Origin of the sequence: Rhodopirellula sp. P2 (genome assembly GCF_028768465.1) — a bacterium.
GTDB lineage: Bacteria > Planctomycetota > Planctomycetia > Pirellulales > Pirellulaceae > Rhodopirellula.
Window position 1 is genome coordinate 1,799,952 of record NZ_CP118225.1, and the last position, 18,136, is coordinate 1,818,087.

General features: G+C 58.7%; 20 protein-coding genes. 1 reads left to right on the forward strand and 19 read right to left on the reverse strand.

All coding sequences use genetic code 11. From position 1 onward, the window contains the following. Positions 1–158: 158 nt before the first annotated feature. Genes PSR62_RS06245 through aroH form a run of 6 tightly spaced genes read right to left on the reverse strand, consistent with a single transcriptional unit; the run spans position 159 to position 5,399 of the window. On the reverse strand, positions 159–1,076 hold the full coding sequence (locus PSR62_RS06245; protein WP_274406953.1) for a dihydroorotate dehydrogenase: 918 nt from the start codon (positions 1,074–1,076) through the stop codon (positions 159–161). A 6-nt stretch (positions 1,077–1,082) separates the two neighbouring features. Beyond that, a complete protein-coding gene (locus tag PSR62_RS06250) occupies positions 1,083–1,739 on the reverse strand; it encodes a phosphopantothenoylcysteine decarboxylase domain-containing protein (RefSeq protein WP_274406954.1) in 657 nt (218 codons plus the stop codon). After that, a complete protein-coding gene (locus PSR62_RS06255; protein WP_274406955.1) occupies positions 1,736–2,176 on the reverse strand; it encodes a tellurite resistance TerB family protein in 441 nt (146 codons plus the stop codon). Before PSR62_RS06255 ends, PSR62_RS06250 begins: the two co-directional genes overlap by 4 nt. After that, entirely contained in the window at positions 2,173–3,978 is a 1,806-nt protein-coding gene (locus PSR62_RS06260) for a sigma 54-interacting transcriptional regulator (RefSeq protein WP_274406956.1), read from the reverse strand. The genes PSR62_RS06255 and PSR62_RS06260 overlap by 4 nt, the downstream gene beginning before the upstream one ends. A 4-nt stretch (positions 3,979–3,982) precedes the next feature. Further along, positions 3,983–4,969 (reverse strand): hypothetical protein, encoded by a 987-nt coding sequence (locus PSR62_RS06265; RefSeq protein WP_274406957.1) that lies wholly within the window; start codon positions 4,967–4,969, stop codon positions 3,983–3,985. Positions 4,970–4,973: 4 nt separating this feature from the next. After that, positions 4,974–5,399 (reverse strand): chorismate mutase, encoded by a 426-nt coding sequence (gene aroH, locus PSR62_RS06270; RefSeq protein ID WP_274406958.1) that lies wholly within the window; start codon positions 5,397–5,399, stop codon positions 4,974–4,976. 211 nt (positions 5,400–5,610) lie between these two features. Here aroH and PSR62_RS06275 point away from each other — a divergent pair, with 211 nt between their 5' ends. Then, positions 5,611–6,108: a DUF4430 domain-containing protein gene (locus tag PSR62_RS06275; RefSeq protein WP_274406959.1), complete on the forward strand. Its 498-nt coding sequence runs from the start codon at positions 5,611–5,613 to the stop codon at positions 6,106–6,108. Positions 6,109–6,448: 340 nt separating this feature from the next. Here PSR62_RS06275 and PSR62_RS06280 read toward each other — a convergent pair whose 3' ends face one another. The 13 genes from PSR62_RS06280 to PSR62_RS06340 all read right to left on the reverse strand — a co-directional run bounded on the left by PSR62_RS06280 (position 6,449) and on the right by PSR62_RS06340 (position 18,043). Next, positions 6,449–7,525 carry a sugar kinase gene (locus PSR62_RS06280; protein WP_274406960.1) on the reverse strand — a complete coding sequence of 359 codons (1,077 nt, stop codon included), beginning with the start codon at positions 7,523–7,525 and terminating at the stop codon, positions 6,449–6,451. A 197-nt stretch (positions 7,526–7,722) separates the two neighbouring features. Further along, entirely contained in the window at positions 7,723–8,532 is an 810-nt protein-coding gene (locus tag PSR62_RS06285; protein WP_274406961.1) for a D-mannonate oxidoreductase, read from the reverse strand. Between the two features lie 113 nt (positions 8,533–8,645). After that, complete coding sequence (gene recJ / locus PSR62_RS06290) at positions 8,646–10,445, reverse strand: single-stranded-DNA-specific exonuclease RecJ (protein ID WP_274406962.1); 1,800 nt, start codon at positions 10,443–10,445, stop codon at positions 8,646–8,648. 39 nt (positions 10,446–10,484) lie between these two features. Further along, positions 10,485–10,649 carry a 50S ribosomal protein L33 gene (gene rpmG / locus PSR62_RS06295; protein ID WP_007324504.1) on the reverse strand — a complete coding sequence of 55 codons (165 nt, stop codon included), beginning with the start codon at positions 10,647–10,649 and terminating at the stop codon, positions 10,485–10,487. A 318-nt stretch (positions 10,650–10,967) separates the two neighbouring features. After that, entirely contained in the window at positions 10,968–11,825 is an 858-nt protein-coding gene (locus tag PSR62_RS06300) for a DUF1559 domain-containing protein (protein WP_274406963.1), read from the reverse strand. Positions 11,826–11,907: 82 nt separating this feature from the next. Continuing rightward, on the reverse strand, positions 11,908–12,234 hold the full coding sequence (locus tag PSR62_RS06305; RefSeq protein ID WP_274406964.1) for a hypothetical protein: 327 nt from the start codon (positions 12,232–12,234) through the stop codon (positions 11,908–11,910). 383 nt (positions 12,235–12,617) lie between these two features. Then, positions 12,618–13,157, reverse strand: coding sequence for a hypothetical protein (locus tag PSR62_RS06310; protein WP_274406965.1), 540 nt, complete (start codon positions 13,155–13,157; stop codon positions 12,618–12,620). Beyond that, a complete protein-coding gene (locus tag PSR62_RS06315) occupies positions 13,154–13,579 on the reverse strand; it encodes a type IV pilus modification PilV family protein (RefSeq protein WP_274406966.1) in 426 nt (141 codons plus the stop codon). The genes PSR62_RS06310 and PSR62_RS06315 overlap by 4 nt, the downstream gene beginning before the upstream one ends. Further along, positions 13,579–14,649: a type II secretion system F family protein gene (locus PSR62_RS06320; protein WP_274406967.1), complete on the reverse strand. Its 1,071-nt coding sequence runs from the start codon at positions 14,647–14,649 to the stop codon at positions 13,579–13,581. Before PSR62_RS06320 ends, PSR62_RS06315 begins: the two co-directional genes overlap by 1 nt. Next, a complete protein-coding gene (locus PSR62_RS06325; RefSeq protein WP_274406968.1) occupies positions 14,646–15,734 on the reverse strand; it encodes a type II secretion system F family protein in 1,089 nt (362 codons plus the stop codon). Before PSR62_RS06325 ends, PSR62_RS06320 begins: the two co-directional genes overlap by 4 nt. Then, a complete protein-coding gene (locus tag PSR62_RS06330) occupies positions 15,731–16,798 on the reverse strand; it encodes a hypothetical protein (protein WP_274406969.1) in 1,068 nt (355 codons plus the stop codon). Before PSR62_RS06330 ends, PSR62_RS06325 begins: the two co-directional genes overlap by 4 nt. After that, positions 16,795–17,286, reverse strand: a complete 492-nt coding sequence (locus PSR62_RS06335) for a hypothetical protein (RefSeq protein ID WP_274406970.1) — start codon at positions 17,284–17,286, stop codon at positions 16,795–16,797. The genes PSR62_RS06330 and PSR62_RS06335 overlap by 4 nt, the downstream gene beginning before the upstream one ends. Before the next feature lie 184 nt (positions 17,287–17,470). Next, positions 17,471–18,043: an RNA polymerase sigma factor gene (locus PSR62_RS06340; RefSeq protein ID WP_274406971.1), complete on the reverse strand. Its 573-nt coding sequence runs from the start codon at positions 18,041–18,043 to the stop codon at positions 17,471–17,473. Between the last annotated feature and the right edge of the window lie 93 nt (positions 18,044–18,136).

The window sequence follows — 18,136 nt, forward strand, 5'->3', positions numbered from 1 at the left end:
GGTAGTTTGGCCGGGGGCGGTTTCGTATCAATCGAGTCCAGCCAGATCGATTTGTCCCGTTGTTTCCTTCGCCCTGATCGAATGAAAGTCGGTTTTTAGCCTGGTTCTTGCGGTGGCAAGTGTTTTACCTACTTTGCCAAAAAGGTACCTGACACCTTTTATGCGAGGGTGCCGATGATTTGGGAGAGGTTCGTGGCGTTGAGTTCGGTGAGGGCGGCGGGGAGTTGGTCGATCAGCCGCATGGAGACCGTGGGGTCGTAGTAGTTGGCGGTGCCAATTTGCACGGCGGAGGCTCCGGTGACAAGGAACTGCATCACGTCGTCAATGTTGGCGACGCCACCGATTCCGATGATCGGAATGTCGACGGCTTGGCGGACTTGATGCACACACCGCAACGCGATGGGTTTGATCGCGGGGCCGCTGAGCCCGCCCATGCCGTTGCCGAGGATCGGACGACGTTTCTTCCAGTCCACTGCCATCCCGAGAACGGTGTTGATCAGGCAAACGGCATCGGCGCCTCCGTCGGCTGCGCCTTGCGCGATGTCAGCGATGCGAGTCACGTTGGGTGTGAGCTTGGCCAGGATCGGCACGTCGCAGGCATTGCGGGCGGAGGCGACGACTTCGCGGCATGATTCGGCGTTGGTGCCAAAGTCGATTCCGCCGCTGACGTTCGGGCAGGACAGATTCAATTCAATTGCCGAGACGCCATCGCACTGACCGACCCGGCGAGCAAGTTCGGTGAAGTCCTCGACCGTTCGCCCGGCAACGCTGACAATGATGGGCGTTCCGAGACCAGCCAGGTACGGGAGGTGGTGTTCGAGGAAGGCGTCCACGCCATCGTTGTCGAGCCCGATCGCGTTGAGCAAACCGGCCGAGGTTTCGACGGTTCGCCAAGGCGCGTTGCCGATGCGTGGTTCGGCGGTGATGGTTTTGGGCAGGATCCCGCCGAGACGAGTCAGGTCAACGATGCCTTCCATTTCTCGCGCGTAACCGAACGTTCCTGAAGCCACCAAGATTGGGTTGGGGAGCGTCAGGCGACCGAGTTTCGTTTGCAGATCAGTTTGTATGGTGGTCATGAGGGATCAGGAAGAAAGCAGACGGTGATGAATTTGGTGAAGGAGTCGCTCGGCAACATGTTCTTTGGTGCCGCGAATGTGCTCGATCACGTTGCCAGACGGATCCAGCAGTTCGACTTGATTTTCGCTGGAGTTGATGGCTTCCGGGCCATTGCTGACCATCAGATCGCAAAGTTTGCGTTCGAGTTTGACGGTGGCTCGAAAGCGGCGATCATCGGTTTCCAGTGCGAAGCCGACCACCCATTGGTCATCGCGTTTGCTTTGGCCGAGGGTGGCGATGACGTCGGGCGTTTCGATCAATTCCAATTGAAGCGGTTCGCCCGTTTTGGAGAGTTTTTGAGTCGAGACATGTCGGGGCATGTAATCACAGGGTGCGGCCGCACCGATGGCACCGTCGCAGTCTTTGAAAGCCTCGCCGGCGGCTTGCAGCATTTCTTGCGTGGTCAGCACGTTGATCAGTTCGACACCCTCGGGATAGTCCACCAAGACCGGTCCTGAGACCATGACCACTTCGTGCCCGAGAGCGAGGGCGGCACCGGCGAGGGCAGCGCCCATGCGTCCGCTCGACGCGTTGGTGAGGTAGCGAACCGGATCGAGGTACTGCCGAGTCGGTCCGGACGTGATCAAGATGCGACGACGGGGTGAGGGGGAGGCATCTGTCACGGAGAGCGGCCCAGTTCGAGCTGAACGGATTGAATCAAGGTTTGCAGTCGTTGCCCGGTCAGCCCCATTTTGGCGGCTGCCAAAGCGAACAGTCGTTTTTCGGCTTCGACGAATTGGCCATCCGCGGCCATCATTCGGATCAAGTCTTTCAGCGTGGATTCACACACATCGGGCTCGGTGGGCAGTTGCAGTTTGGCACTGTCACGGATGCCAAACGCCAAAGCGGATTCGAGTTCCGATTCATGCAAACCGAGTTCTTCGCAACGCTGGGCGACCAAGTGAACTTCGCGATGGCTGAGCGATCCGTCGGCGAACGCCATCACGACCAAGTTGTGAAGGTGTTGTTTGCGTTGAGCAGAAGTCCGCTCGTGGTCGGACACCACTTCTTCAGCGGTTTTCGATTTCTCAGGGTCATGGGAGGGCGATGGTTCGCTCATCGTTCGATCTCGTATTCCGTGATCTTGCGGTAAGCGGTCGCGCGGCTGATGCCGAGCAACTTGGCCGCTTCGGGGACACTGCCGTCGCATCGATTGAGTGCTTTTTCGATCAAGCGTTTTTCCCAGACATCGATTCGCAGAGTGTCGATCTGCGTCAGTCCTGCGTCACGGAGACCGAGGTCATCCTCTTGAATCATGGGTTCGTCGGCCATCACCACCGCACTGTCGATCACATTGCGGAGTTGGCGAACGTTGCCCGGCCAAGCGTAGCTTCGCATGCGTTGGCGAGCGGCATCGCCGAGTGACAATTTGGGGCGACCGTGTTGGCGAAGGAAGTGATCCAGGAAGTGATCGATCAAGATGTCGATGTCTTCGCCCCGTTCGCGAAGCGGCGGCACGGCGAGTTCGAACACGCTGAGTCGATAGTAGAGGTCTTCGCGAAAACGGCCGTCACGGACGAACTCGGTGAGGTCTCGGTTGGTGGCCGCGATCACGCGAACGTCGACACTGACCTGCTTGGTAGCTCCGACGGGAAGGAACGGGTGACCTTCCAAAATCCGCAACAGTTTGGCTTGTCCTTCCAGGCTCAATTCGCCGATCTCGTCGAGGAACAGCGTGCCCTCGTTGGCTTGTTGAAACAAACCATCGTGATCGTTGTCGGCACCCGTGAACGAGCCTTTCTTGTGACCGAACAGTTGGCTTTCCAGTAGGTCGCGAGGAATTGCGGCGCAGTTGACGGTCAGCATGGGGCGATCGGTTCGAGTGGATGACCGATGAACGGCGCGCGCGACCAGTTCTTTGCCTGAGCCGCTTTCGCCTCGAATCAGCACGGAACCGTTGGCGGCACCGACCCGTGAGATCCGTTCTTTGAGTCGCAACATGGATTTGCTGCTGCCGATCAATTCGCCTTGGTCGGCGTTGCGGTCGGCGATGCGTTGGTTTTCCAGTCGCAGGTTTTCGGTCAGCGTGGACTGGGCAATCCCTTTGGTCAGCAGGCTGCCGGCTCCCACCGTCAAGTCGAACAAGCGTTCGTCGTAAGCTGCTCCACTGCGATGCAGAACCAGGACACCGAGTGACGTTTGGCCGTCTAAAATCGGGACCATCATGCACGCGTCTTTGCCCGATTTCCCGTTGTCCTTGGGATGGTCGCTGACGTAGGGTTTTTGTTCGTTGCTGACATGACGCAGGCGACCTCGGTCCAGTTTGATCGGTTGCGAATCCTTGGGGAATTGCCGGCGGATCTTCCAGCGTCCATCGCCCTGGTCGGCGACGAACGTCACGGTTTCGGACGCGGTGCGATCGAGCAACAATTCAAGCGTCGTGTTGATGACTTCATCCGCACGTTTGCCACCCAGCAACGAGAGGCTGAGCTGGTACAGGTCCAGCAGGTCGTCGGGATGATCGACCAGTTGGCCTGGTTCTCGAACGCGATCAGGTTGCCGGGTTCGATAGGACTCGAGTTCTTCGTAAACGGTTTGTGACAGTGCGTCTTCGTTGAGCGAGTCTTCGTCCAGATTGATCATCTGCATGATCGTTTTCCCGATGACGACTTGCGTGTCATTGTTCAGTCGAGCGGTGCTGACCTTTTTTCCGTTGACGAGTGTTCCGTTGCGGCTCTCGGTATCACGGAGTTGCCAGTTGTGATCTTCGTAATAGACAACCGCATGAAAGCGACTGCTGTTGGGATCGGTCAACATGATTTCGCAACCTGCAGCCCGCCCAATGTGCATGGGGCGTTCCGGATCCAAAGGGAATTGGGTTCCCTTTTCGTTGCCGCCTTGGATGGCGAGGTAAGCGACCATCAATTCAAGCCGTGTGAAAGTTGGTGGATGGATCGGAAGAGTTGTGTGCGGACAATGCGGCAGCAAGTTGTTTCAAGGCAATGGGCGTCGGTTGATTGGTCAGCCCCACCTCGTTCCACCATTGCTCGACCACAGGGGCCTGGGACGGCGGAAGATCGGGATGCCACATCGACAACGCTTTGGTCAGTGGAAAGCGATTGCTTGGGATCATTCCCGCGTCGGCCGCCTTGGACAAAATCAACGGTGCGATGGCAGTCGTCCATGGCAGTTCCGATGATCCGCTGCTGGTGTCGCCGGTGGCGGTGTCGCTGCTCGACCGTGTTCCGCTGCTGCTGTTGTGCGTGCGTGTGTGCGAGCTGATTGCCATGCAGCTGAGTTGGTAAACCAATCGCAGCCACTCGGGGACGTCTGGATCCATGTCGGTCAGAACGGCTTCGATCCACACGCTGGCTTGTTGAGTGCTGGCACCCGCCGCGCCATTCGCGATCGGCTGCACGGCATGCACACTGACCCGAGAAGGCCACCAATCGGTTGGTGGATTGCCGTTCCAGATGGCTTTGCCGACCGAGCGAATCAATCCCGGGCCGTAGGACTCGTAGGCCTGTTTGAGGGGAGCGTAGCGGAGACGCAGTTGATCGGCCAAACGCGGCGAACGCGTCGTGAAGGCGCGCCGGCAGGTTTCGAGGCTGCGGTGGATTGCGATCGCCGTTTGGTCGGACTGCAGGTCGGAGTGACCGCCGCGAATCAACGCGATTTCGCACAGAGCGGGCGACAGGTCCACATCGCTGTCCTGCGCGATGACTTCATCGATCAGGTATTCCCAGATCACCGCTGGGTCGATCGAGGCGTTGATCAAGCGGGTCGAAACGGAATGGACCGCGGGCTGGATCGCTTTCTGCAGCGATGCATCTTTCAATTCGCGTTGCCGACTGACCCACTGGACCATTCGCAACAGGCTGAGGGTGGTGGACGGGATCCACTGCAATTTCACGGGGTCAGTCCTCTTTGAGGTGTTCCGCGATCCATCGCTCCAATTCCTCGACGTCGACTGCAGGAACCTTCGACAGGTCCGGCCGCAGTTTCACCGCGTCACGAATGTAGACATGTTGAATCTCGGACTGGGACTTGGTCGTGTTCCAATGAAGCAGAACGCGAATGCAACGCGGCAGTGAGCCTTCCACGGAGACTTCGTACCCGCACAGCAACGGAACTTCGAGCCACCCGAGTTGGCGTGCCGCGAGGGCGGGGAACTCGCTGTGCAAATCTTTGGTGACGGTGAACGTCGCACTGGCCAAGTCAATGGAATCGATCTCGTTGCGGCGGATCATGAGCGCCAGCAGCTGAGTCGTCGCTTTGAGAATTTCTTCGCGGTCATCCTGCTCGACGGTGGTGGCCCCGCGAACTCCCCGGCACATGGTCATTTCGTTGCAAATCCTGTTTTGAGACGAGCCTCTTCGTTCCGCCTACCATAGTCGCAATCTCAATTTGCGACTACTGGGGTTGGGTTCATCAAACCGCGAGAATCCCGTGAAACGCGGCCCAGTTTGGTTCACTGAAGGGGTGTTTTCACGGTAAGTTGTGAAAAACCATTTTGCGAGTTCCTCTCGCCACCACGTTTCACAGGCAAACATCGTGTTTTCAAAACAGGCACGGAAGTCACTCAACGCACCAGGACACTTGCTCGCGATCTCAAGTCGCAGGCGTTTCGGTTCGCTGTTCGGCGTTCTCTGGGGGGCCGTTCTATTGAGCCTCGCCGGGTGCGGCGGATCCACCGCGACGGTCGAGCCTCCCGTGATCGAAGATTACGCTCCCACGGGCGAGGTCGCGTTCGACTTTGTGATCGACGACGAAACGACGCTGTCCTACGTCGTTGACAACGTCGCTGCCGGGGCCACGTTGGAGGATTTGATGCGTAATCTAAGCGCCCCCAAGATGGAGATCGGTGGGGAGGGCACCACCGCATTCGTCAATTCGATCGAGGGAGTTGCCACCAACGCAACGCGAGGCTGGACCTACACGGTTGATGGTGAGTTCGCGACGAAGGGGATCGGCACGATGGAATTGAATCCACCCACCAAGATCGTGTGGAAGTACACGACCTTTGAAGAGGCCACGGCCGAGAAAGAGTGATCGGCGATTGAAGGCTGTCTGTTGAGCCTCATCACCCGAATGTGGCTGAACGCTTCGTTGGGCCCGTCCGTCCAGCGAGGTCGTCCAGTTTGTTGATCCGGCAACGACTCACCAGGTCACTTCCCGCCGCATCATCGACGACGGCCCCTGCCGGGGCGGCATCCTGATCTTCATCCACGTTCTCGGGGCTTCCACCCCGAGCTAACAATGCCGGCCCCTGCCGGGGCGGGTTGCACGTTGGATCCGATGCTGGACCCTCCCGGAGGGAGGGTGAAGGAAGTGGGGCTCTTTCCCCGGTGAGGACGAGGCTTCAAAAGGATTGAAAAACGTCCTGCGAAGCTCAGCGTTGGACGCGGGCGTTGCCCTTCCAGATGCTCCAGACTTGGTCTTCGTCGGCGGGTTGGCCGTAGTCGGTGTAGAGCGTTGCGGTCAAAGCACCGGTCGCCCAGCCGAACTGAGCGCTCTTCTCGGCGTCCCAGCCTTGCAGCACGCCGTAGAGCAGGCCGCCGACGAATCCGTCACCGCCGCCGATACGATCGATCACGCCGATTTCGCGTGGTTCGATGACAGCGAACTCGGTGCCGTGCGAAACGATTGCGCCCCAGTGATGCAGGTTGGCGCTCTCGACTTCACGCAGGGTGGTCGCGAACAGCGTCGTGTCGGCGTATTCCTTTTTGACGCGGTTGATCATTTCCTTGAAGCCATCGATCTTCGCGGTGATGTCACTGCCGCCAGCTTCGGGGCCTTCGACGCCCAGGCAAAGTTGGAAGTCTTCTTCGTTGCCGATCAGGATGTCGGACAGGCTGGCGATCTCTTTGAACTGAGCGGCCAGTTGGTCTTCGCGACCTTTCCAGAACGAAGCGCGGTGGTTCAGGTCAAACGAAATTCGCGAGCCGTGCTTCTTGGCGGCACGAGCGATTTCCAAGCAGAATTCGCTGGTCTCTTCCGAGAGTGCAGCGATCAAGCCAGACAGGTGAACGATCTTGGCGCCTTCGGTTCCGAAGATTCGATCGAGGTCGAAGTCTTTGACGTTCAGCTTGCAGCCGACTTCACCGGCGCGGTCGTTTTGGACGCGAGGTCCGCGCGAACCCCAGCCGCTGTCGGCCATGTTGATTTGGTGGCGCACGCCCCAGGGGTTGTCTTGAACGAATTCGGGACCTTCGAAGTCCATGTGACGGCCAGCCAAGTCATCTTTGATGAACCGGGCGACGGGGCTGTCTTTGACAAATGCGGTCAGGATTTTGACCGGCAAACCCAAGAATGAAGAGATGCTGCCGACGTTCGATTCAGCGCTGGTGGCTTGCATCTTGAACGTGTCGCTGCAGTGGAATGGTTGGTGGTCCACTGGCGTCAAACGGATTCCCATGCTGGTGGGAATGACCATGGCGTATTTGGCGTCGCTACGTAGTTCAATCATGGGACAGTGCGGATGGGGAAGGGGGAATCGGGAATGGGCTCGAACCACTGGTCACCAGGCTCCCGCCTGGGAATGCACTGCACCGCAGGCTGGGCCTGCCGGGGTTGGAACAGGAGACAGAGCCCCGAAAGCAGTGTGTTCCCAGGCAGGAGCCTGGGAACAAGACTTGGTTCACACGTTTACTTCTGCATGGGTGTTCAGATCGTGACGGATGCAAATCCGCCGTCGATGGCGATGTTTTGCCCGGTCACAAACGAGGACGCTTTTCGCGAAGCCAGCCAGATGGCGGCACCGGCGAGTTCTTCGGGTTTTCCAAAGCGAGCCATCGGGGTGTGCCCGATGATTTGGCCGCCACGTTCGGTGTACGAGCCGTCGTCGTTGTAGAGCAGTTTGCGGTTTTGTTCGGCGGGGAAGAAGCCGGGGCTGATCGCATTGACTCGCACGCCGGTGGTCGCCCATTCGCGAGCCAGCCAGAGGGTCAGGTTGATCACCGCAGCTTTGGCGGCCGAGTAGGCCACGACGCGAGACAGCGGGATGATGCCCGACATCGACGCGATGTTGATGATGCTGCCGACGCCGGCTTCGATCATCGCGGGGGCGAACACTTGGCTGGGCAACAAAGCTCCGCCAACCAAGTTCAGGTCGAACACGTGCTGCCAAGCTTCGCGAGGCAATCCGCAGACATCGCCGCCTGGTGGAATCGTCGCGTCGGGATGATTTCCGCCCGCGGCGTTGACCAGGATCGTTGGCGTCCCGGCCCAAGCCGTGATCGCGTCGCGAGCTTCGGCCAGGGAGTCCGCTTGCATCCCGTCGACGGCGAAGAATTTGGCATCGCCGCCGCCTGAGGTGATGGCTTTGACTTTCGCCTCGCCGCGTTCCGCGTTGCGTCCTAAGACTGCCGTGCGAGCTCCGGCCGATCCGAGTGCCTGGGCCATGTGGCCGCCGAGCTCGCCAGTGCCGCCGATTACGACCGCGACATCATCGTTCAATTCAAAGAGATCATTCATAGTGGCGGTACTTTACCCGCAACACAACGCAGAGAACAGCACGTGAAACGGGGAAGTTTTGCCGATTCCATGACGCGGGGTCTATGGAGGACCGGGGCCGATTCTCGTCGGTGTCAGGTTTGTTTTCGCCAGTCCACCAGGTGGACTTCGACACTGCGATAGCCGTTGAACTCGTTGATGACGGGCCGGTAAGCGATCTCGATCGGGCCGTTGTGCTGGTTCAGCGGTTCGCACCAGTCCGCGGCACCGAAGGCGACCCCGCGAATCACGCGTTCGCCCTGTTTCAGACGCACGGACAGGTGGTTTTCACCTTTGCCCATCTTTTTGGCGGGTTCGCTGAGCTGAATGTCGCGGCCCATCAAAACGGGGCGTGGGTTCCCAGCTCCAAAGGGAGCCATGGTTTCGATCTGCTTCATCGTTTGCAGGTTCAGTTGCCCGAGCGGAGCCTCCGCATCGATCTGGATCGCCGGTGCCAGGTCTTGCTCGGACCACTGTTTCGAAACGGCTTCGCAGAAGTCGCCGCGGAACGCTTCGATGTCGGATTCGCGAATCGTCAGCCCGCCGGCGGCTGGGTGACCGCCGTAGCGAACCAGTCGGTCGTCGCATTCACGCAGGGCTTCGTAGAGATTGATGCCGGTGCCGCCGACGCGTCCCGACCCGGTCGCGTCGACTTTGCCCGCGGTGTCGAGCGAGAGAATGATCACGGGTTTGGCGTATTTCTCTGCCAAGCGACCCGCGACGACTCCAATGACTCCGGTGTGCCAGCCGACTCCGGCCAGGACCAAGGCGGGGTCCTTTTCGGGGTCAAAGTCGGTGTTCGCTTGTTTCTGCGCGGCCAGTTGCACGCTTCGCTGCAGCGTGTCTCGGGTTCCGTTGAGCTGGTCGATGTACTGGGCCAGTGCGACGGCGCGGTCGCCAGCTTCGATCGTCAGCAGCTCGATTCCCAGTTGGGCTTGGCCGAGTCGTCCGGCGGCGTTGAGGCGGGGGGCCAGGCCGAAGGAGATGTTTTCGGTCGTCAATTCGCTGGCCTGATCCAGTTTGGTCAGCTTCATCAGTTCCCACAAACCCGGCAGCGGTTCAGTCTGCATGACTCGCAGGCCGTGATTGACCAGCACGCGATTTTCGTCGAGCAGCGGGACCACGTCGGCGATCGTTCCGATGGCGGCCAGCGACAGCGATTGCATCAGGAATCGCTTCATCGGCGGTGTGACTTTTTTCTGCCCGCATTTGGCTTGGCATAGCGACCAGGCGAGTTTGAAGGCCACGCCGGCGCCGCAAAGTTCGCCAAACGGGTAAGCCGTTCCGGGCAGTCGCGGGTGGACGATGATGTCGGCGTCGGGCAGTTCGTCGCCGATTTGGTGGTGATCGGTGATGATCAGCGTGACGCCGAGCTTGCGACAGAGTTTGGCGCACTGCAGGCTGGCGATCCCGCAATCGACCGAAACGATCATTTGCTTGCCGCGAGCGGCCAGTTTGCGGATCGAGTCCTCGTTCAGGCCGTAACCTTCCTCGAGCCGGTTGGGCACGTGGTAGCTGACCTCGGCCCCGAGCAATCGCAGGCAATTGACCAGGATCGCGGATCCGGTCATGCCGTCGGCGTCGTAATCGCCGTAGATGACGATCGGCGTTTTGGCTTCTGCGGCCGCCAGGATTTTTTCCGTGGCGGCAGGGACGCCGGGCAGCAGCTGCGGGTCACGCAGGCTGGTCAGTTTGGTGTCCAAGAACGTGGCGGCGTCTTCTTGCGAATAAACGCCGCGACTGACGAGCAACTGAGCGACGACCGGAGGCAGTCCCGTGGTGCGAATCAGTTGTTCGACCAACGGAGCATCGTGCGGAGTGATCCGCCATTCCCGCTTCGTCCCGGAATCAACAAGCTGGTTGGAATCGGAAATCGAGCTGGAATCGGTACTCAAATCGACCGTCGTCCTTGAAGGGGGGCTGCGCTGTGAAGCTTACTTTTTCTTTTCAGCGTGCCAGGTGTGCTTGCGCAGGTTGGGGTTGTACTTCTTCAAGCGAAGCTTTTCCCCACCAGGCTTTTTGCGGAGAGTGTAGTTGTACTGTCCGGTTTCTTCGCAGACCAGGAAAATGGTTTCTGCTTTTTTCTTGCTCTTGGACATCAGACGTGCCGGAGTGGTTTGTCAAGGAAATGAGATTTTCGAGCCCCCGAGTATGACTAGCCAAGTGCGATTTTGGCAAGTCGTTCTTTTTGGGGGCGAATCGGTTGTTAAAAAACAGGTGAAGTGGCGGCGAGAGGATGCGCTGGACCCGGTGCTGAGACCCTCCCCTCGCTCCGCTCGACCCTCCCGGAGGGAGGGTGAAGCAACCTGTGCGTTCTCCCCGGAGGGAGGGTGATGATCGTTTGCTCGACCCAGAGGGGTGGGTGATCCTTTGGATGACAACGTTCAACGGGAGGACGCGGCAATCGAAGTGCCCGATCACATCGCATCGTCGACAAATTCGCCGTCGGCTCGGTGACCCAGGTAGGTGAAAATCTGTGGGTCGGTGTTCTGAGACAGGAATCGGACGGAGCCATCGGCGAAGCCAAAGTTGCCGCCGCCGGGATGTTCGCTGGCAAAGCCGCCGACAAACTCAGGGGGATTTTCGTTCATGCCCGCGGCACCCAACGCTCGAATCCCGCCGCCAATTTGCGAACCGGTGTTTCGTAGCGAGCTTCGTGTCCCGGACGCCCAACCAAGTGATTCGACGGTGGGGATCATTTCGCCAATCAGGATCGTGTGGCTGCTGCCGTCGTAAATGTCGCTGTAGCGAACCTCACTGTTGAGAAACAGCAGCCCGTTGTTGTCTTCGTCGATCGGGGCTTCGACGTCGTGATGGCAGCCGGCGTAGTTGGCCAGGCCAGCCGTGTTTTCATCGTTGGTACCAAAAGGAAACGAAGGGCACAGGAAGGCGGGGATTTGATACGCGCGAACTTTCGCATTGGCCGGGGCATAGACGCTGGCGGTCAAATCAAAGTCGTCGGCGGCACCTTGTTGTTCGATGTAAGGCAGCAAGCGAACCAGGAAGCTGATGTGTTCGCCGTTGGGTGTGTTGACGATAGGACCGGTCGGGTTGGTGGTTCCCGGCGGCAAGTGCTCCATCGAGAATTCATAGTTGTGAGTGGCCAAGGTGATCTGAGCGATGTTGTTGGAGCAGCTCATCCGCCGCGCCGCTTCCCGCGCGGCTTGGACAGCCGGCAACAGCAGACCGACCAAGACGCCGATGATGGCGATCACCACCAAGAGTTCGACCAGCGTGAACGCACGCCGTGACGAGGAAGGGGATTTCGTTGCCATGGTAGATTCCTGGGTTCGAGGTGGGGCCGGTTGAAAAGGTCGGGGGAGCAATGGATTGAGATCAAGTGAGTGTCGTGGTCGGCTAAAGCTCGGAAGCGATTTGCCAGGTGTTGGACCGCTGGATGCGACGTGGGTTCTCGGGATTTTGCTGGCCCAATCGAGCGATCACGCGAATGGTCAGGGAATTCTCGGGCGCATCGTCTGGCGTCACTTCGATTTCGATTTCGGCGGGTTCATCACCGCGAATCGCGTCGCTGACCGACCAGGTTTCTCCGGTGTAGGCGTCGTCGTTGCGGAGTTGCCGGTGGGCTCGGACCAATCCAGCTTCGAGCAGCCAATCGGTTTGTTCCACGCGAAGCAGTTGGTTGGTTTGGCGGCGGTGAGTCAGGCTGCTTTTCAGGGAGGTCATGACCAGCGAAACCGAAATGCCCAGGCACACGAGCACGTAGATCAGGGCGGCGCCTTGGCGTGGTTCGTGTGGAGTGTGGGATTTGTGCGGGGGGTGAAAGCTGTGTTCAGGATCGGCCCTCCCCTCGCTTCGCTCGACCCTCCCAGAGGGAGGGTGAAGAAAAAGGGAGCTTCGCTCGAACCTCCCGGTAGGAGGCGGGAGAGTGGAGTTGCTTTGCTCGAGCCTTCCGGTCGGAGGCTGGAGAGTGGAGTTGCTTTGCTCGAGCCTTCCGGTCGGAGGGTGGTGAGTGAATCTGTTTCGCTCGAACCTCCCGGTGGGAGGCTGGACAGTGGAAGTGGTTTGCATGACGCTTCCGAGGGGCGGGTGAAGGGAGGATTTTTGTTTCATGGCTTCACTCCCAGTCGTGCGTACCGATTCAGTTCCATTCTCAAGTGCAGATCATTGCGATCGGTCGTGTCGGAGTTGGTCGCATTGGGTTCGTTCGTTTGTGGCAGACGACTTGGGGTGGGAGTTCCGCTGGAACGTTTGATCTGCAACGTGATCGCTTTGGGAAGTTCGGTGTCGTTCCAAATGACACGTGAACCAGGTTGCAGTTCAAAGACATCCGTTCGCGTGGTGCTGGCGTCGATTTGTTCGGTCCGCTGGATCACCGGGCCTTTGACTTGGTACACGACATTCAATGCAGGCAGTGCCAGCGTTTGGCCATCGACGGAGGCTTCGGTGGCGGCACGGGCATCGTCCCGAATCATGCGGGTCAAACGCGTCAAGTTGGTTTGGTGAGCTTGCCGGGAGTGCATTTGTTTGGAGAGTTTCATGGATTGGTGGATCCAGCCGATGGAAACAGTGATCAGTGATGAAAGCACTGAGAGCACGATCATCAGTTCAACCAAGGAGTGCGCGTGTCGTTGGGGGGAGCGGTTCATGGTGACGTCTCCTCTTCGGTGTCTGTGTCCAGGACCCAGCCAACCAATTCGAGCGGTGTGCCTGGATGGCGGCGTTTCCAGTTCAAACGCAGAGCGACACGCGGGCCGAGTTCGTCATCGAGGAAGTCACCTGACCATGCGGGGTCTGGCAACATGTTTTGGAGTTCCGCAGAAGCCTGCAGTTGGTCGAGGGTGGTCGCGATTTCCTCTTTCGGAAGCGAAGTGATGCGTTCCAGTTCGCTGGACACCGCCCAGGTTGCGAGGCGGTGTTGGTTGGTGTCTTGCCAGACCCCATGGATGCGAAACGTCAACGAGGTGACGACTGACATCAACGCGATCATGATGGAGGCGGCGACCACCAATTCAATCATCGTGAAGGCGTTTCGCGATGGCATGATTCGGCTTGTGGAGCGATGGTTCATCACGCGAGGGCTCCGATCAGGCTGGTGAGAACAAGGAAGACCGCGATGCAAACCCAGGCAACGACCCCAGCCAACAGCAGCAGGCTGGCCAAGGAGACCGCGCGCGTCAGCAGGTGGCGGCGAATCGAACGCTTGTCAAATCGCGATTCTGCCAACCATTGCAGCAGCCAGGCTTGGACGTCGCTCGAGCCGGCCACCGACAACGCTTGGGATTCTCGGGTGGTCAGGATCTTTTCACTGGCCAGCGTCGTCCATGGATCTTCGCCTCGTTCCACTCGTTCGCATGACGCGGCGAGTCGACGTCGTGTTTGGGGAACGTGGTGACACTTCGAAAGGGTTTCCAGTCCCGAGGCGATGGGGCGACCGGAGCCGACCACGATTGCCAAGAGTGACAACAGGTTCACGGACGGTGGGACAAAGCGTTCGTGCCACCGAAACGGATTGAATCGTTGCGGGCGTTTTTCGCCGAAAAACAGCAGACGCCCCAGAAAGAGCGTCACGAAAATCGCGATCCCAAAAAAGAAGAACTCACCGCCGCGGTGGCTGAACGAGATCAGCAAGCGAGTGATCGGAGGCAGGTCCAAGCCAAACTCGTCGAACATCTTTTCGAAGGTTGGCATGATGAAGATCATCAGAAACGTAAGGATGAACCAAGCAAAGACAAAGCCGATCAGCACGCGCGTGAATTCGGAGCGAGGGTTCCGCCAACTGGAATCAGCGGACTCGGATTCCAGTCCTTCGTCGGAGATCAGGGCTTCGTAGGTTTCATTCAGGGTTCCTGTTTCGCTTGCCAATCGAATCGCCATCAGGCCAGAAGGGGCCAGGATGTCTGGGGTTTGTTCCAGGGCATCCGCGACGGGGGTGCCCTCCTTCAAGAGCATGGCCAGGTGGTTCATGCGCATTCCAATCGGACCGCCGAATTCGGCCGCGAGAAGATGCACCCATTTTGATGGGTTGGTGCGTTCTTGATGAGCGACCAGCAGAGTCCGAACCAAAGCTCGTTGCGGGATCGATGAAAGAGCCAGCAAGCCATCGGGTGTGTTGTGCGTTTGGGAGGATGGTGTGCTCATGTCAATCCACTGATGAGTTGGACGAGGGGCATGAAGAGCGCGACCATCACCCAGCCGATGGTCATCCCCAACATGCAAACGATCAGTGGCGACACCCAGGTCAGGATGTCGCGGCGTTGGTGCCGTTCACGATCGCGATAGATCGCGGCGACATCTCGCATGCAATCCGCTTGCTGCGGGATCGTCTCGGTTTGCACGGCATGGATCATCAGATGGCATGGTTTGCCATGGATGTGCGTTGGGCCTGCAAGTGGATTTCGACCTTCATTGATTGATTGAACGCATCTTGCGTTGAGGTTGGACATCCATCTGGATGGGCTGCTTTCACCTGCGATTTGGTAGGCCTCTCGTCGAGTCAGTCCCGTGTCCAGCATCATCGCGACATGCTCCGCCCAGGAGGCCCAGACCAATCTGGCGGGCATGAACAGTCGGCGGCCCAAACGGACCCACGGTGGATCTTGCCCGACACGGTGCGCCCGATAGCGAACCAGTTGCGAGACCAGCACGATTGCAACCAAGGCGGCGAGGAGCCACAAGCCATAGTCGCGGGCGAAATGGGAAATGGCGAAAACCGTTTGAGTGGAGTAGGGCAGGGATAGGCCAAACTCGTCCATCATCTCTTCAAAGGATGGCACCAGCAGCACGCAGATGACCATCAAAATTGCGATGCTTGCGAAGGCGAGAACCAACGGGTAGACGAGAATGATCCACAGGCGGTTTCGGGTCGGTCGACTCGATAGCGTGCTTTCCCAGTGTCTGACAGCGTCTTCGAGTCGGGTTTTCTCGTTGGCAACTTCGGCGGAGGCGTGCTCCTTCGAAGCGACCAGCAACGGTTGGCAGATCGCAAGTGCTTCGGGGTGATGCAGCACGTCGTCCGCGGTCACTGGTTGATCGAACCAGCGGCTCATCAATTCCATTTGCTGGGCCACAGGGCCGACGGATTGCTGAGCGGCTTGATGCAGTTGCAACGCGATCATGGATCGTCGCGAAAGCAACTGTTCGATCTGTTGTTGGACGAATTGCAATCCAGGCGCTCCCGGTGCAACCAGTTCTGGGATCAATTCATCGTCAGGAGTGGCTGTCATGAGGTCACTCCTGGCTGGAATTTCTCGCTTGCGCGTCGGGTTGCTATGGGGTCAGCGCGTCGTTCCGCGATGGATGGAGGGGCGATCGGTGGTTTCGGAGCCCAGGTCGTTGGCAGGTTGCCAGCGGGAAGGTCGCGAGTGGGCTTCGACAAATCATGGATGAGCGACACCAGTGGATTGAACAACGCCAGGCTGTAGGCCAATGCACCGGTCCCGCCGATCAAGCAAGTCAGCGCGATTGGCAATGCGACTTTCAACACGCTCATCCGGTTGGCGGCGCTGGTTCGGAAGTGAGTTCCCAGTCCCAGCAGAGTCGCTTCGGACGATGCGTTGAGCGTTCGACCACGAAGCGTGGTTTGCACCTGATTGCGAGCGGCTGGATTGCTGGCGAGCAAGTTGCAGCTCAGATTCACCGCTTCTTCGGCCGGGACACCCGTTTTGGCCATCGCAGCGATCAATCGCATGGCAACCGCAGAGGCGTTGTCACGGATGTAAGCGGAGCCACCGAGTCGGGGGGCCCATCGTGAGACGCCACCGGTGATCCAAATCAACAGGCATGTGCCCAGCAAGACGAGCGGCGCGACGACGAGCACCGTCGGCAAAAAATCAATGATTGGATCGGAGCGAGGGGCCTGCGGAGTGGAAGGAACCAGTTCCATGTCGGCACGCAGAGCGTTGACGCTGGGGCCAATGAAGTGGGTGAAGAATGCCAAACCCAAGTACCCAACCACCGCCAAGGTCATCAAGTAGATGCACGATCCCCAAAGCAAACGCGACAGCGTTCGTTCGGAACGTGTGTTGTGGGTCAGCCCATCCAGAACGATCTGCATGTTTCCAGTGCGGTCGAACACTTCTCGTGCCGCCCGGTATCGTGTCGGCCATTCCGCCGCGGGTTGCCGTTTCAGCAACTCCACTTTTTCCAATGTCAGCTTGCCGCCCACGGATCCGCCGGTCCCCAAGTGAATGGGGACGCGGGCCATCACCGCGGCGGCGAGCCCGTCATGAAAAACATCGGCTTGAGGGACGGTGGTCAGGTGTTCCGGTGAGAAGGCAGATTCGCTCATGGTTGGCGTCCCGCTTCTTGATTGGGGTGGACGTTGTGTGGGGGCTGTTTCGTTGGGCGTTGGTCATCCATCACTTCCATCAACGCCCAGTCCAGTGATTGATTCGTCAGCGATGATCGCAGCATGGCTTTTTGTTCCACCTCGTCGCTGCTCATTCGCGGAAGCGGTGGGATGGATTGAATTGACTGTCCGACCCAAACGAAAGACAGCATGGCGGCCATCCCTAAACCAAGCATTCCGAGCACCCCGCCGGTTTTTTGTCTCGCATCGTTTTGTTGGCGAACCGACTCGAGGACTCGTGGGCGAAGTTCCGACGATGGTCGAACGTAGCGGCCTGCATCGCGAATCAAGTCTTCGATGGATTCACCGTTTTGAAGTTGCCAATTGTCCAATTCGTAGCCGTTGTTACTGAGAGGTGGATCGGGCAATGCCGTGCAGCGTTGCTTTCGATCGGCTTCGTGCGTTTTTTGCGTCGCGAAAGTCGTCAAGACTTTCGGTTCCCGGCGATCGTTTCCGGAACTCTTGATTGGTTTCGCTACCAAATCTCCGAAACTCTTGACGAGTTTCGCTACTGAATCTCCGAAACTCTTGACGAGTTTCGCTACTGAAATTCCGAAACTCTTGACGAGTTTCGCTACCAGGTGTTTTGCAGCGTTGAGGAACGAGTTGTGATCAGCCATGCGTGGGCACCTCCGATTCGACGTCGCCACGCAGCAGTTGCGTCATCTTCTGCATTCCATAGCGGTACCGGCTGGCGGATGTCCCGGGCGTGATCTCCAGGACGTCGGCGATTTCAAGGAACGTCATTTGTTCCCAGATCTTCAGCACGATCACTTCGCTCTGTTCGGTGGGCAATTTGCGAAGGGCTCGCCAAACCTCTCGGATCGTTTCTTCTTGTTCCAGTTCGTCGACTCGCCGAACGGTCAGCAGGTCCGCCAGGTTGTCGACCAAGCTCCAGCGAGATTTGCGTCGCGTGATCAGGAGCGATTCGTTGCGGACCATTCGCAGCAAGTAATTCCAGGGCTGGTCGGCATCGCGGATCAAGCGTGGTCGTTCAGCGACTTTCACCAGCACCGTTTGCACCGCGTCTTCGGCGTCGTGCTGGTTCCGCGTGATCGTCGTGGCGAATCGCACCATCCGGCTCGACGTCAGGTCGATCAGGCCAGCGACCGCGTCCCCACCGTGAACCACCATGTGGTCGACGCACTGAAAAACGCGTTTCGAAAAGGGGGTGGAGTTGCTCATCAAACAACAGGATGCGCCCCAGCGAGTCATTTGTCTAAACAATTTGAAAAAATGTTCGTTGCCTCGCGCTCGCGCTCGCTCGCGCTCGCTCTC

Bases quoted from the DNA above. Each gene is read 5' to 3' on its own strand.
- PSR62_RS06305 (WP_274406964.1), bottom strand. From the start codon at position 12,234: ATGACCTCCCTGAAAAGCAGCCTGACTCACCGCCGCCAAACCAACCAA.
- PSR62_RS06325 (WP_274406968.1), bottom strand. From the start codon at position 15,734: ATGACAGCCACTCCTGACGATGAATTGATCCCAGAACTGGTTGCACCG.
- PSR62_RS06280 (WP_274406960.1), bottom strand. From the start codon at position 7,525: ATGATTGAACTACGTAGCGACGCCAAATACGCCATGGTCATTCCCACC.
- aroH (WP_274406958.1), bottom strand. From the start codon at position 5,399: ATGACCATGTGCCGGGGAGTTCGCGGGGCCACCACCGTCGAGCAGGAT.
- PSR62_RS06255 (WP_274406955.1), bottom strand. From the start codon at position 2,176: ATGAGCGAACCATCGCCCTCCCATGACCCTGAGAAATCGAAAACCGCT.
- PSR62_RS06310 (WP_274406965.1), bottom strand. From the start codon at position 13,157: ATGAACCGCTCCCCCCAACGACACGCGCACTCCTTGGTTGAACTGATG.
- PSR62_RS06285 (WP_274406961.1), bottom strand. From the start codon at position 8,532: ATGAATGATCTCTTTGAATTGAACGATGATGTCGCGGTCGTAATCGGC.
- rpmG (WP_007324504.1), bottom strand. From the start codon at position 10,649: ATGTCCAAGAGCAAGAAAAAAGCAGAAACCATTTTCCTGGTCTGCGAA.
- PSR62_RS06340 (WP_274406971.1), bottom strand. From the start codon at position 18,043: ATGAGCAACTCCACCCCCTTTTCGAAACGCGTTTTTCAGTGCGTCGAC.
- PSR62_RS06320 (WP_274406967.1), bottom strand. From the start codon at position 14,649: ATGAGCACACCATCCTCCCAAACGCACAACACACCCGATGGCTTGCTG.
- PSR62_RS06315 (WP_274406966.1), bottom strand. From the start codon at position 13,579: ATGAACCATCGCTCCACAAGCCGAATCATGCCATCGCGAAACGCCTTC.
- PSR62_RS06260 (WP_274406956.1), bottom strand. From the start codon at position 3,978: ATGGTCGCTTACCTCGCCATCCAAGGCGGCAACGAAAAGGGAACCCAA.
- PSR62_RS06300 (WP_274406963.1), bottom strand. From the start codon at position 11,825: ATGGCAACGAAATCCCCTTCCTCGTCACGGCGTGCGTTCACGCTGGTC.
- PSR62_RS06245 (WP_274406953.1), bottom strand. From the start codon at position 1,076: ATGACCACCATACAAACTGATCTGCAAACGAAACTCGGTCGCCTGACG.
- PSR62_RS06330 (WP_274406969.1), bottom strand. From the start codon at position 16,798: ATGAGCGAATCTGCCTTCTCACCGGAACACCTGACCACCGTCCCTCAA.